At 62.4% G+C, this 13,117-nt stretch carries 13 protein-coding genes; all 13 read left to right on the top strand.

Going from position 1 to position 13,117, the window contains the following annotated elements:
- Window positions 1-27: 27 nt before the first annotated feature.
- The 13 genes from hpt to AB4Y87_RS15075 all read left to right on the top strand — a co-directional run bounded on the left by hpt (window position 28) and on the right by AB4Y87_RS15075 (window position 12,322).
- Complete coding sequence (gene hpt / locus AB4Y87_RS15135) at window positions 28-579, top strand: hypoxanthine phosphoribosyltransferase (RefSeq protein WP_216924216.1); 552 nt, start codon at window positions 28-30, stop codon at window positions 577-579.
- 40 nt (window positions 580-619) lie between these two features.
- Window positions 620-1,672, top strand: coding sequence for a LacI family DNA-binding transcriptional regulator (locus AB4Y87_RS15130; RefSeq protein WP_442005154.1), 1,053 nt, complete (start codon window positions 620-622; stop codon window positions 1,670-1,672).
- Window positions 1,673-1,838: 166 nt separating this feature from the next.
- The gene (gene ftsH, locus AB4Y87_RS15125) at window positions 1,839-3,908 is read left to right on the top strand and encodes an ATP-dependent zinc metalloprotease FtsH (RefSeq protein ID WP_442005153.1); all 2,070 of its coding nucleotides are present in this window, start codon (window positions 1,839-1,841) and stop codon (window positions 3,906-3,908) included.
- Between the two features lie 10 nt (window positions 3,909-3,918).
- Complete coding sequence (gene folE, locus AB4Y87_RS15120; RefSeq protein ID WP_442005152.1) at window positions 3,919-4,551, top strand: GTP cyclohydrolase I FolE; 633 nt, start codon at window positions 3,919-3,921, stop codon at window positions 4,549-4,551.
- A 7-nt stretch (window positions 4,552-4,558) separates the two neighbouring features.
- A complete protein-coding gene (folP, locus tag AB4Y87_RS15115) occupies window positions 4,559-5,464 on the top strand; it encodes a dihydropteroate synthase (protein ID WP_442005151.1) in 906 nt (301 codons plus the stop codon).
- Between the two features lie 12 nt (window positions 5,465-5,476).
- Entirely contained in the window at window positions 5,477-5,836 is a 360-nt protein-coding gene (folB, locus tag AB4Y87_RS15110) for a dihydroneopterin aldolase (RefSeq protein ID WP_442005150.1), read from the top strand.
- Window positions 5,833-6,372: a 2-amino-4-hydroxy-6-hydroxymethyldihydropteridine diphosphokinase gene (gene folK / locus AB4Y87_RS15105; protein ID WP_442005149.1), complete on the top strand. Its 540-nt coding sequence runs from the start codon at window positions 5,833-5,835 to the stop codon at window positions 6,370-6,372. The genes folB and folK overlap by 4 nt, the downstream gene beginning before the upstream one ends.
- A 2-nt stretch (window positions 6,373-6,374) precedes the next feature.
- Window positions 6,375-6,896, top strand: coding sequence for a DUF3180 domain-containing protein (locus AB4Y87_RS15100; protein WP_442005148.1), 522 nt, complete (start codon window positions 6,375-6,377; stop codon window positions 6,894-6,896).
- A complete protein-coding gene (locus tag AB4Y87_RS15095; RefSeq protein ID WP_442005147.1) occupies window positions 6,877-7,389 on the top strand; it encodes a PH domain-containing protein in 513 nt (170 codons plus the stop codon). Before AB4Y87_RS15100 ends, AB4Y87_RS15095 begins: the two co-directional genes overlap by 20 nt.
- Window positions 7,386-8,912, top strand: a complete 1,527-nt coding sequence (locus AB4Y87_RS15090) for a PH domain-containing protein (RefSeq protein WP_442005146.1) — start codon at window positions 7,386-7,388, stop codon at window positions 8,910-8,912. The genes AB4Y87_RS15095 and AB4Y87_RS15090 overlap by 4 nt, the downstream gene beginning before the upstream one ends.
- On the top strand, window positions 8,905-9,813 hold the full coding sequence (locus tag AB4Y87_RS15085) for a Rossmann-like and DUF2520 domain-containing protein (RefSeq protein WP_442005145.1): 909 nt from the start codon (window positions 8,905-8,907) through the stop codon (window positions 9,811-9,813). The genes AB4Y87_RS15090 and AB4Y87_RS15085 overlap by 8 nt, the downstream gene beginning before the upstream one ends.
- 5 nt (window positions 9,814-9,818) lie before the next feature.
- Window positions 9,819-10,721, top strand: a complete 903-nt coding sequence (gene panC, locus AB4Y87_RS15080; RefSeq protein WP_442005144.1) for a pantoate--beta-alanine ligase — start codon at window positions 9,819-9,821, stop codon at window positions 10,719-10,721.
- 116 nt (window positions 10,722-10,837) lie between these two features.
- Entirely contained in the window at window positions 10,838-12,322 is a 1,485-nt protein-coding gene (locus tag AB4Y87_RS15075) for a DHA2 family efflux MFS transporter permease subunit (protein ID WP_442005143.1), read from the top strand.
- Window positions 12,323-13,117 lie beyond the last annotated feature (795 nt).

Below are 13,117 nucleotides of genomic sequence, written 5' to 3'. Positions count from 1 at the left end.
ACCCGAGCATCAAAACAGGAGCCATTGGTGGATTCAAACGACGTCCAGGCAGATCTCAAGCACGTTCTTTACACCAAAGAGCAAATCCAAACGCGCATTGCTGAACTGGCGGCGCAGATCGACAAGGACTACGAAGGCCGCGAACTGCTGATCGTCGGTGTCCTCAAGGGTGCCGTGATGGTCATGGCGGACCTGGCGCGTGCCTTGCACAGCCACGTCAGCATGGACTGGATGGCAGTGTCTTCCTACGGCTCCGGCACCCAATCCTCCGGTGTTGTCCGGATCCTCAAGGACCTCGATACCGACCTCATGGGCAAGGACGTGCTGATCGTCGAGGACATCATCGACTCCGGCCTGACACTGTCATGGCTCAAGTCCAACCTGGAATCCCGCGGTACCGCCAGCGTTGAGATCTGCACGGCTTTCCGTAAGCCCACCGCAGCCAAGGTCGAGATCGACGTCAAATACGTCGGCTACGACATCCCCAACGAGTTCGTTGTGGGCTATGGTCTGGATTACGCCGAGAAGTACCGCAACCTGGACTTCGTGGGCACGCTGGCTCCGCACGTTTACGAGTAACACACGCCCTTTCACGGGATCACAGGGACGTGGGGACCGGTTGACGAACAAAAGCATTGGCATCAAGGACGTAGCTGTTGCCGCCGGCGTGTCTGTCACCACTGTTTCCCACGTCCTGAATGACGTCGCCTACGCCCGCATCAGCCTGGAAACACGGGAGAAGGTCAAAGCCACGGCGGAACGCCTGGGCTATGGCCCAAACCGGCTGGCCCAGGCCCTGCGAACGCAACGGACCGGGATGCTGGGGCTCGTCAGCGAGGAAATCGCCACCACACCACACGCAGGGCGCATCATCTTGGGTGCGGATGAGGCCGCCAGGGCGCGGGGCTACAACCTGATGATCATCAACACCTCAGGCGCAGCAAGTGATGAGTCCCGGCAGGCCGACGTCGAGGCCCTCCTGGAGCGGCGCGTGGATGGCATCCTGTACGCCACCATGTACCACCGCGAGGTCACCTTGCCGGAAAACCTGAGTTCAGTTCCAGCAGTGCTTGTGGACTCCGAGAGCGTGGCAGGAAGCGTCGCTTCGGTAGTGCCCGACGAAGAAGGCGGGGCGAGGGTAGCCGTGCAGAGCCTCCTGGATGCCGGCCACCGACGGATCGGTTTCCTGAACAACACCGACGACGTCCCGGCTACCCGGGACCGCTTGCGTGGTTTCCGGAACGCCTTGAACGAAGCAGGGCTCGACGGCGCCGCCGCACCTGTGGAGTCCGAACTCTCGGAGGTGATGGGTGGCTATATTGCCGCCTTGCGGATGTTCAAGCGAAAGGACCGGCCCACGGGCCTGTTCTGCTACAACGACCGTATGGCCATGGGCGCCTACCGGGCAGCGGCCGAGGTAGGAATCAGCATTCCCAATGAACTGTCCGTGGTGGGTTTCGATGACCAGGAGCTCATCGCCGCCAACCTCTATCCTGGCCTGACAACAGTGGCGCTGCCCCACTACGAGATGGGCGCCTGGGCTACTGAACGCCTGATCGATGCCATCGAGGGCAAAGCGGACCTCGCCGTCCTGGCAGCTAAACCGACGATTCTGGAGTGTCCCCTGGTGGCCCGCGAATCCATCACGAATCCCCATCCAGGGCTGTCCTAGAGCGACGCAGGCGAGTATCCTGTGTACGCCCAGAGGGAACTTTTGAGCATTCCAGTGCGTGAATAACTGGGAACGGTGTATAGCTAGAAACTGAAGCAGCACCATTCGCGCGCAGAAGTTGCGCCTCGCAGCACTACCAGGAGGGACGGGGCAAAACCCCGATCAGATGAAAGCTAAGAGTTTCTTCAAGGGCCCGGGCATCTGGATTGTTGTCGTCGTCGGCTTGCTCCTGGTGGCATTCGCAACGCTGGCTCCGGGCGGTTCCACACGTATTGACACCAAGGACGGCCTCGAGCTCCTCGCGCAAAGCGGCAAGGTGGAGCAGGCCAAGATTTTCGACGCCGAGAACCGCGTTGACTTGGTACTGAAAGACAACCTGAATATTGATGGTCAGGACAAGGGCAAGAACGTCCAGTTCTTCTACGTCACGGACCGTGGCCCGGACGTCGTCAAGGCTGTCACCAGCGCCAACCCGGACAAGGGCTTCACGGACCAGCCGGTCGAGAACAACTGGTTCTCCGGTCTGTTCTCCCTGCTCATCCCCGTGCTGTTGCTCGGTGTGCTGTTCTGGTTCCTGCTTTCCCGCATGCAGGGTGGCGGCTCCAAGGTGATGCAGTTCGGCAAGTCCAAGGCCAAGCTGGTCAACAAGGACATGCCGCAGGTGACCTTCTCTGACGTCGCCGGTGCTGACGAAGCCGTGGAAGAGCTCCAGGAAATCAAGGAATTCCTCCAGGAGCCGGCAAAGTTCCAGGCCGTTGGCGCCAAGATCCCCAAGGGTGTGCTGCTGTACGGCCCTCCAGGTACAGGTAAGACGCTGCTGGCCCGCGCTGTTGCCGGCGAGGCAGGCGTTCCCTTCTTCTCCATCTCCGGCTCGGACTTCGTTGAGATGTTCGTCGGCGTTGGTGCTTCCCGTGTTCGCGACCTTTTCGAGCAGGCCAAAGCTAGCTCCCCTGCCATCATCTTCGTTGATGAAATCGACGCCGTTGGTCGTCACCGCGGTGCCGGTATCGGCGGCGGTAACGACGAGCGCGAGCAGACCTTGAACCAACTCCTCGTTGAGATGGACGGCTTCGACGTCAAGACCAACGTCATCCTCATCGCGGCCACCAACCGTCCGGACGTGCTGGATCCCGCGCTGCTGCGCCCGGGCCGTTTCGACCGCCAGATCACCGTTGAGGCCCCGGATATGATCGGCCGCGAACAGATCCTTAACGTCCACGCCAAGGGCAAGCCGATGGCCCCGGGCATCGACCTCAGGGGTGTTGCCAAGAAGACTCCCGGCTACACGGGTGCGGACCTGGCCAACGTCCTGAACGAAGCTGCGCTGCTGACTGCGCGTTCAAATGCCAACCTGATCGATGACCGTGCCCTGGACGAGGCCATCGACCGCGTCATGGCAGGCCCGCAGAAGCGCAGCCGCGTCATGAAGGAACTCGAGCGCAAGATCACCGCGTACCACGAAGGTGGTCACGCACTCGTTGCTGCCGCGCTGCGCAACTCCGCTCCGGTCACCAAGATCACCATCCTTCCCCGTGGCCGTGCCCTTGGGTACACCATGGTGATTCCTGAGGACGACAAGTACTCGGTTACCCGCAACGAACTTCTGGACCAGATGGCGTACGCCATGGGTGGCCGCGTTGCCGAGGAAATCGTGTTCCATGACCCGTCCACCGGTGCGTCCAACGACATCGAGAAGGCCACGTCAACGGCACGGAAGATGGTCACCCAATACGGCATGAGCGAACGCGTTGGTGCTGTGAAGCTGGGCCAGGGTGGCGGCGAGCCGTTCCTTGGCCGGGACGCCGCGCAGGAGCGCAACTTCTCGGACCAGATCGCCTATGTTGTGGACGAGGAAGTACGTCGCCTGATCGATCAGGCGCACGACGAGGCCTACGCCATCCTCACTGAAAACCGCGAAGTTCTCGATCGGCTGGCACTGGAACTCCTTGAGCGCGAAACCCTCAACCAGGCCGAGATTGCCGAGATCTTCCACGACATCCGCAAGCGCGATTTCCGTGAGATCTGGCTGTCCAAGGAGTCCCGTCCTGTCCAGTCGATTCCGCCGGTAGAGTCGCGCGCAGAGAAAGCTGAGCGCGAGGCCCAGGAAGAGGCCAAGAAGGCCCGTCTGGACGAACCGCTGGATGCCGTAGCCCCGCATGCCCAGGGCGTCAGCAGCCAGGAGTCATTCCAGTCACCGGGACCCGACGGCGGCAACGACTCTCCGCTTCACGGCTAAGCTTTCTGCTGTGACTCATTTCGACGACGACGACCTCGCCGCCGACCACGGCTCAGCCGCGGACGGCAAGCGGGGCCACAAAGTAGACCGCCCGCGCATTGAAGCGGCAGTACGTGAAATCCTGCTGGCGATTGGTGAAGACCCTGATCGCGGGGGCCTGCATGACACGCCCAAGCGCGTTGCCAAGGCCTATGCGGAGGTCTTCGCGGGCCTCCACCAGCACCCGGCAGATGTCCTCTCCACCACGTTTGACCTTGACCATGAAGAGCTTGTCCTTGTGAAGGACATTCCCTTCTACTCCACGTGTGAACACCACCTGGTGCCGTTCCACGGGGTGGCTCATGTCGGTTATATTCCGTCACATGAGGGCAAGGTGACGGGCCTGAGCAAGCTGGCCCGATTGGTGGACATTTATGCGCGTCGGCCCCAGGTGCAGGAGCGGCTCACCACCCAGATCGTTGAGGCACTGGTCAAGCACCTCAACCCGCGTGGGGCCATAGTCGTCATCGAATGCGAACACATGTGCATGTCCATGCGCGGCATCCGCAAGCCCGGCGCCAAGACTGTCACCAGTGCGGTGCGCGGTCAGCTCCATGACCCGGCCACCCGCGCCGAGGCCATGAGCCTCATACTCGGAAGGTAAGCAATATATGGATTCCCTCGCTGCAGCACCCGGAACCGGCCCGGCCACAAGCCCACTGCCGATTCTCCGCAAGCCGCGGCCCGCGGCCAGGTTTGAGGACCTGCCAACGGACCGCACGCTCGTTATGGGAATTCTCAACGTCACACCGGATTCCTTTAGCGACGGCGGCACCCACCGCACGCCGGACACCGCCATCGCGCTCGGCCTGCGTATGTTCTACGCCGGCGCGGACATCATCGACGTCGGTGGCGAGTCCACGCGCTCCGGCGCCGAACCCGTTTCCCCTGAAGAAGAACAACGCCGGGTCCTCCCGGTAATCCAGGCGCTGGTGAAGGCTGGCGCACTCGTCAGTATCGACACGATGCACACCTCAACCGCGGCCGCTGCCGTTGAAGCCGGCGCGGCGATCATCAACGACGTCTCCGGCCTGACCATCGAGCCGGACATGCCCGAGCTCGTGGCACGAACCAAGGTCCCGTACATCCTCACGCATCGTCGTGGCGATGCCCGCACCATGGACAGCCTCACGGAGTACAACAATGTGACTGAAGACGTTGTGGCTGAGCTCAGCGGTGTCCGCGACAAACTTTACGCGGCAGGCGTCGCTCCGGAGCAGATCATCGTTGACCCCGGGATTGGCTTCTCCAAGAACGAGAACCAGAACTGGGAAATCCTTAAGAACCTGGACAAGCTGTTCTCACTCGGCCACAAGGTCATGGTGGCTGCGTCGCGCAAGCGGTTCCTCGGCTCGCTCCTCACTGTTGCCGGCAAGTCTGCCGCGCCGCTGGAACGCGACGCCGCCACGGCAGCTATCACCGCTTTGAGCGCCGCGAAGGGCGCCTGGGCTGTGCGCGTCCACGACGTCGGTCCCAGCCTTGACGCCGTCAAGGTCGCCGCTCGAATCGCCCGCTGACCGGAGGACCTTGTGGACAGGATCACGCTGACCGGTGTCACCGCCGTCGGCCATCACGGAGTGTTCGATTTCGAGCGCCGCGACGGCCAGCCGTTCGTCGTGGACGCCGTCCTTCATACTGACTTCAGCAAGGCTGCGGAGACGGATGACCTCCAGTACACCGCGCACTACGGTGAGGTGGCTGAGCTCATCACCTCGCACATTGAGGGCGAGCCGCTGAACCTGATTGAGGGGTTGGCAGTGAGGATTGCCGATGGCATCCTCGCCAATTACAACGTTTCCGCAGTGGATGTCACCGTCCATAAGCCGAAAGCGCCCATTGAGGTTCCGTTTGGCGATGTCACCGTGAGTGTCCACAGGGAGCGATCATGAACTCCGGATACACCAAAGCGATCCTGGCCCTCGGCAGCAACCTTGGCGAGCGGAACGACACCCTCTCCACCGCCGTCGCCGATCTCGTGGACCCGCCGGACATAAGGCTCCTTGGAGTGTCTCCGGTGGTCCAGACAAAAGCAGTCGGCGGCCCGGAAGGGCAACCCGATTTCCTGAACATGGTCATGGCAGTTGAGACAACGCTCAGTCCACTTGAGCTGTTGCGGCACTGCCACGACGTCGAGCAGAAGCACCACCGCACCCGTGAAGTGCGTTGGGGTCCGCGGACGCTGGACGTAGACATCATCGTTTTCGGTGAGGTGGTCAGTGACGACCCCGTCCTGACCCTGCCTCATCCGAGGGCGGCCGAACGCGCCTTTGTCCTGTACCCATGGTCGCTGCTGGAGCCGAACGCCCAACTGAACGGGCAGAGTGTTGCCGAGTTGGCGGCCGCAGCTGAGGACATGCCCGACATCCGTCGGTTCGACGGCTACGGAGACATCGCCGGTGTTCCTGCGACGGGAGCGGTGGAGTAGAAGTGAAGCCCATGCGCCCCGCGGTCCTGGTCATCATCGCCATCATCGCTGCCGCCATCGGTTGGCTGGCCACGGCGGCAACCAACCGCTTCAGCATGCCCACTCCCGTGCTTCCGGTCTCCGCGCTGGTCACCATGGGTGTCATCGCAGTACTCACCCTAATCATGGGAATCCGGGTGCTGCGGTGGCGCAACGGCAAGAAGAAGAACCTGCTCAACCCGATCCTTGCCGCCCGGACGCTGATCCTTGCCCAAGCCTGCGCATATGCCGGGACGCTCCTTCTGGGCTGGCACGCCGGCATCTCCTTTGACCTTCTCCGAATCGGGACTTTGCGGAGTGGTGAAGGCATCCTCTGGAACGCCGTCCTGATGGGCGGTGGTGGCGTGGTGATGGTGGTCGTCGGCCTGGTGGTCGAGAGATTCTGCCGGATCCCACCGGAAGACCTCGAAGGTGGCACTCCAGGACCGGAAACCCGCCGCGGGGAAACAAAAGGCGAAGGCGAATATGCATACCGGGGCGATTGACCCTCCCGGCGTCCAGTGGCTGCGGGTCTCCCCGAAGTACGTCACGGTCCGCTTGGTGGAGTGGGCCATCGGAAACCTGGTGATGGTGGCGATCCTCAGCCTCCCCCTGGTGTTTGTGCAGCTGGGTTGGTGGCGTTGGCCTCCGCTGTGGCTCGCCATCACAGTACCCGCGGTGATGCTTGTCCTGGCGTTGTGGCGGCTCGTGCTGATTCCGCGCCAGGTCCGTGCAATCGGTTACGCGGAGCGAGATGACGATCTCCTCATTCGCCGTGGCATCTTCTTCCAACGCACCATGGTGGTCCCGTACGGCCGGATGCAGTACGTGGATGTGACTGTTGGTCCGGTGGAACGCGGCCTTGGTCTCTGCACCTTGAAACTTCACACGGCTTCAGCTGGAACCAGCGCTTACCTGCCTGGACTTCCTGCCGAGGAAGGCGCACGGCTGCGTGAACAGCTCTCGGCACGTGGAGAAGCCAGGCTGGCCGGGCTGTGAGCCCGGAGGGTAGCGCCACCGTGGGCCTCCCGGCTAAAGCGGACGACGGCGATTGGCGGCGCGTGCACCCAGCGTCCCCGTTCGTACGCGGCTGGGTGGCGCTGGCCGCCGTCGGATACTTTTTCGGTCGCGACGCCTTTGAACGCGTACTGCAGGGGCGCGACATCCTGGATCCCAACCTCAACGGACGGGTGCCCTGGCTGTTGGCCGGTGGCGGCATTGTGCTTCTCCTGACCGTGGGCGGATTCATCCTGAGCTGGTACTTCACGCGCTACCAGGTGGCCGAGGGCTATGTCCGGGTCAACACAGGATTCGTGTTCAGGCAGCAGCGGCAGGCTCGGTTGGACCGGGTCCAGGCGATCGACATCGTGCAGCCACTTTTGGCGAGGATCTTTGGCCTCGCTGAGCTCAAGTTTGAAGTCGCCGACGCCGGTGAGTCGGCCGTGCGGCTCGCTTACCTTCCGCTGGCCCAGGCCAAACAGTTACGCGCCACTATCCTTGCCCGTGCCGCCGGAGTGGTGAGCGGCCCGGAAACTGCGCAAGAAATCCCCGAAGCGCCGGAGCACGTTGTCTTGTCCGTGCCGCCTTCCCGGCTTATTGGCTCGCTCCTGCTGAGCGAGCAGACCGTCGGGATCCTGCTCGGCGCCGCCGCATCCATAGCCATCTCCGTGTACACCGAAAACAGCGCCATCTTCCTGGCGCTGATCCCGGCCGTGCTGGGCATTGGTGCTGCTTATTGGAACTCATTCAACAAGGGCTACAACTTCACCGCGGCGATTTCCCCTGATGGGATCCGGCTACGCTACGGGCTCCTGGACACGCAAGCCCAGACCCTGCCCCCGGGCCGAATCCAGGCACTGAAGGTCAGGCAGCCGCCCATCTGGAGGATCTTCGGCTGGTACCGCATGCAAGTTAACGTGGCCGGCTACGGTGGCGCGGCAGGCAATGAGAACGCTGCGCGGACCACTTTGCTGCCAGTGGGCTTGAAGCCGGATGTCATGCGGATGCTGTCCCTCGTGCTGCCGGACCCGGGTGTTGAGGATCCGGAACGGGTGTTCACTTCCGCGCTGGAAGGGTTGGCTGGGCCTACTTCCACGGATGGTTTCGTCACTACTCCGCGCAGGGCCTGGCTCCTGGCGCCGCTGGGCTGGCGGCGCAATGGTTTCCTGGCCACGCGAACGGCATTGTTGATTCGATCCGGCCGATGGTGGCGCACCCTGGTCCTGGTTCCCCATCAGCGAACACAGTCCATGGCCTTGCAGCAAGGTCCGCTGGCGCGGCGTTTCGGGGTGGCTGATCTTGTCCTCCACACCACGGCGGGACCTGTTGTGCCGCGCCTCTATCAGGCTGACGTGGAGCAGGCTGTGCAGCTGTTCGACCAGCAGGCCGCCCGTGCCCGCGAGGCGAGAAGGCGGCAGACCAGCGAGCAATGGCTTGCGCAGGTAAGCGGCCAGGCTCCACCCCAATCAGAACCTCAATCACTACCGCAAGCACCAACCCAGGAGGACCCTCAGCATGGTTAGGCCAGGAAGACTCGGAGTCGGCATCATCGGCGCCGGAAAGGTGGGTGCCGTCCTGGGTGCCGCTTTGCGCGCGGCCGAGCACGCCGTCGTCGGGGTTTCCGCCGTTTCCGAAGCGAGCCGCGAGCGGGCAGAGACTCTACTGCCGGGAGTCCCGATCCTTGGGATCCAGGACATTGTGGAGCGATCGGAACTGGTGCTGCTGGCCGTTCCCGACGATGCCCTCGGTGAGCTTGTTGAGGGACTCGCGAAGCTCGGTGCATGGCAACCTGGCCAGTTGGTGGCGCATACATCCGGGCGTTTCGGCGTAGGGATCCTGCAACCGATCCGCAGCGCGGGTGCCATTCCGCTGGCGATGCATCCTGCCATGACGTTCACCGGCATGAGCCTGGACCTGACCCGCCTCATGGATTGCACGTTCGGAGTCACAGCCGACGCCGCCATGTTGCCGATTGCCCAGGCCCTGGTAGTGGAGATGGGTGCCGAGCCGGTAGCGATCGCCGAGGCAGACCGCACCCTGTACCACGCGGCCCTCGCGCACAGCTCCAACCACATGGTGACGCTTGTTGCGCAGGCATCCCAGTTGCTGCGGGAAATCGGCGTCGAATCCCCGGAGTCCATGCTGGGTCCATTGCTGCGCGCCACACTTGAGAACGCTCTCGCGTCCGGAGAGTCTGCGCTTACTGGTCCCGTCGCGCGCGGCGATGTAGGCACTGTGGCTGCGCACGCCCAGGCGCTGAAAGAATACGACGGCGGTGCGGGCGGGGACGTGCTTGCGGCCTACCAGGCCATGGCCCGGGCAACGGCCCGGCGTGCCGGGAATCGTGGGCTACTGCGCCCTGAACAACTGAGTGACATTGGCGAGGCCTTGGGAACAGAGCCCACGGCGCCGGAAGGAATCTGAACAGCATGGCCATCAAACTCGTAACCACCGCGGCCGAACTGCGTGCTGAAAGCGCCCGGCTCCTGGCTTCCAAGGGAGGAAGTTCCCAAGGCTTGGTGCCGACTATGGGCGCCCTGCACTCCGGCCATGCAGCGCTGGCGAGGACCGCGGTGGCAGAGAACGACGTCGTGGTAGCCACCATTTTCGTGAATCCGCTCCAGTTCGGCGACGCCGTGGATCTCGACCGCTATCCCCGCACCCTTGAGGCCGATATGGCCATCCTGGACGACGAGGGAGTGGACCTTGTCTTCGCACCCTCCGTGGACGAGGTGTACCCGGGTGGCCAGCCGCTGGTTCGCGTCACGGCCGGCCCGCTCGGCGGGAAATGGGAAGGCGCTTCACGACCCGGGCACTTCGACGGTGCCCTGACCGTGGTGGCCAAGTTGCTGCACTACGGACTTCCCGGCGGTGCAGCTGCGGACGGTTCGACGCCGGCCTACCGCGCCTACTTTGGCCAGAAGGACGCCCAGCAGCTTGCCCTCGTGAAGCGGATGGTCGCGGATCTGAACTTCCCCGTGGAGATCGTGCCCGTGCCAATCGTCCGCAGTGACGACGGGTTGGCTCTTTCAAGCCGTAACCGCTTCCTCTCGGACGAAGAACGCGAGGCAGCGCTGGTGCTCTCACGGGCTCTGCGCCTCATTGAGTCCCGCGCGAACGCACATGAACCACTGGACCTGGATTCCGCCGTCGCCCTTGTTGAATCCCAGCCACTGGTGGAACTGGACTATTTCGACGTCGTGGATCCCACCACTCTTGAGCCGCTGGCCGAGAACTGCAAGGAGACTCCGTTCCGCGGCGAAGGGCTGGCAATCGTTGCCGCAAAGGTGGGTCCTGTGCGGTTGATAGACAACGTTCCGCTTAATTCCTGAGGTTGAATACCTAACGTTTGGATTTTCTGCTGACGGGAATCTCTTGGGCGTCTAGACTGTTCCTGTCTTCACCGGCACCGATCGCCGGAATCCAAGCCCAAACCTGAGGAATCCTCATGTCTACCGACGTCACGTCCGACGCCAACAGCGAGCCCGGTTCCGGCGCGTCCGCAAGTGCTGCCTCCACAGAGGAAGCGCTCACGCAGGCTCCTGTATCAGCGAAGATGTCCCGTGAATCCGTCACGGTCATTGTCACCTTGTTGGTCGCCACGTTTGTGGTGATCCTCAACGAGACCATCATGAACGTGGCGCTCCAGCGGCTGATGACCGATCTGAAGGTGGATGCGCCCACGGTCCAGTGGCTCGCCACCGGGTTCATGCTGACCATGGCGGTCGTCATTCCGACCACTGGGTTCATCCTGCAGCGATTGACCACCCGGGGCTCGTTCATGCTCGCCATGGGACTCTTCAGCGGCGGAACTCTGCTCGCCGCCCTGGCACCCGGGTTTCCCGTGCTTCTCCTGGCACGCATCGTCCAGGCCGGCGGCACGGCCATCATGCTGCCATTGCTGATGACCACCATTCTCACGCTTGTACCGATGTCCCGGCGCGGAGCCGTTATGGGCAACGTCAGCATCGCCATCTCTGTCGCTCCCGCCATGGGCCCCACCGTTTCAGGCATCATCCTGGACCACTTCTCCTGGCGCTTCATGTTCGTGTTCGTGCTCCCCGTAGCGCTGGCTGCCTTGGCGATTGGCGCCAAGTTCCTCACCAATGTGGGGGAGCGCGGGAAGACTGGCTTGGACTTCACTTCAGTGGTCCTCACCGTTCCTGCCTTCGGTGGCTTGGTCTACGGCCTCAGCCAGATCGGTGGCGCCAACGCCGGGGTGGTCCCGATCATCGCACTCGTGGTTGGAGTCGTGTGCCTGGCGCTGTTCGTCTTCCGCCAACTCAAATTGCAGAAGACCGATTCGCCGCTGCTGGATCTCCGGGCCTTCAACTTCCGAATGTTCACAGTGTCCACACTGCTCATGGTCGTAGCGATGATGGCCCTGTTCGGTGGCGTCATCCTGCTCCCGCTCTACCTGCAGAACACGTTGCACCTGCAGCCGATGGAAACAGGCCTGGCACTCTTGCCCGGTGGTTTGGCCATGGGTCTGCTGGGTCCTGTAATCGGACGGATCTTCGACAAAGTGGGTCCACTGCCCCTCACCGTATCCGGTTCAGTCCTCATGGTCCTGACGCTCTGGCAGTTCTCGCGCTTGGACCAGGCCAGCGCTCTGGGATGGGTGATTGCGCTGCACGTAACGCTGAGCCTCGGCCTGGCATTGCTCTTCACTCCTGCCTTCACCACCGGCTTGAACCCGCTGCCTCCGCACCTGTACTCCCACGGATCGGCCATCATGAGCACAGCCCAGCAAGTGGCCGGCGCCGCTGGCACTGCACTACTCGTGTCCATCTTCGCCGTGGTGTCCGCATCCTCGGGCCTGGTAGCCGGGATGCAGGCAGCCTTCCTGGCGGCAACCATCATTGCCGGCGCTGCAGTGGTGCTCGGTGCGATGATGCGTAAAACCGAGGGCGCAGGCCACGGCGGTCACTGAGTCTTGATGCCGTTTGGCCGGGTCCAGCCGTTCGGCTGGGCCCAAACAGCCTCTTGCCCTTTCCAACGTTCTCTCACATCCTGACCCGATTTGCCCGACGTTCTCTCAGGTCCTGACCCGTTTTGCCCGATGTTCTCTCAGGTCGTGACGCGTTTTGCTCGACGTTCTTTCAGGTCCTGACCCGTTTTGCCCGATGTTCTCTCAGGTGCTGATGCGCTTGGGCCGGTTGCTGCTGAGCTCAGTGCCTATTTGGCTTTAGGCTCGACGGCGGATCCTGGGTGCCGCTTCAAAGCGCGGCTATTGCCACCATTTCTTTGTGTGACGGGGTTCACGGATACTGGTTCTTCGGATATTGAGACGTTTCTGGGCTGTTTCCCCAGTGTTTACGGCGTTTTAAGCGGCGTCTGGGTGGATTTGTTCGGACGGTATGGCGCGTGTAAAGTTAGCTGAGTCGCCGCCGCTGATGCGGAAATAATGGTGACGAAATCCCCTTCAAATTGCCGGATTCCGGTGGTGCTTTTTGCGCCTCTGATCTGGTTGGGGGAGCTGAGGACGGTTTGCTTCATGCGACCGAATCGGGTAAGTTTGAAAAGTTGCTCCGGAGCGATCCTGTGGCCCTGTTAGGGTGCGGGTGGTGCCGGTTAGTGTCTGTTGTTTGAGAACTCAATAGTGTGCCAAGTTTGTTGATGCCGATTGTTTTATTGATTGGTTGAAATTATGGCCAGGCCGTTGCGCACCCCCGTGTGTGGTGGTTTGGTTTTCAGCTGGTTTCGAATTTTGTGCAGCCGTGCCTGT

This window comes from Paenarthrobacter sp. RAF54_2 (genome assembly GCF_052113945.1).
In the GTDB taxonomy this organism is placed as follows: Bacteria; Actinomycetota; Actinomycetes; order Actinomycetales; family Micrococcaceae; genus Arthrobacter.
This window is presented reverse-complemented; position numbering and strand designations above follow the sequence as displayed.

What these genes read in the sequence shown, in the direction of transcription:
- AB4Y87_RS15085 (WP_442005145.1), top strand. Translation starts at nt 8,905, where the DNA reads ATGGTTAGGCCAGGAAGACTCGGAGTCGGCATCATCGGCGCCGGAAAG.
- AB4Y87_RS15095 (WP_442005147.1), top strand. Translation starts at nt 6,877, where the DNA reads ATGCATACCGGGGCGATTGACCCTCCCGGCGTCCAGTGGCTGCGGGTC.
- AB4Y87_RS15075 (WP_442005143.1), top strand. Translation starts at nt 10,838, where the DNA reads ATGTCTACCGACGTCACGTCCGACGCCAACAGCGAGCCCGGTTCCGGC.
- panC (WP_442005144.1), top strand. Translation starts at nt 9,819, where the DNA reads ATGGCCATCAAACTCGTAACCACCGCGGCCGAACTGCGTGCTGAAAGC.
- ftsH (WP_442005153.1), top strand. Translation starts at nt 1,839, where the DNA reads ATGAAAGCTAAGAGTTTCTTCAAGGGCCCGGGCATCTGGATTGTTGTC.
- folK (WP_442005149.1), top strand. Translation starts at nt 5,833, where the DNA reads ATGAACTCCGGATACACCAAAGCGATCCTGGCCCTCGGCAGCAACCTT.
- folP (WP_442005151.1), top strand. Translation starts at nt 4,559, where the DNA reads ATGGATTCCCTCGCTGCAGCACCCGGAACCGGCCCGGCCACAAGCCCA.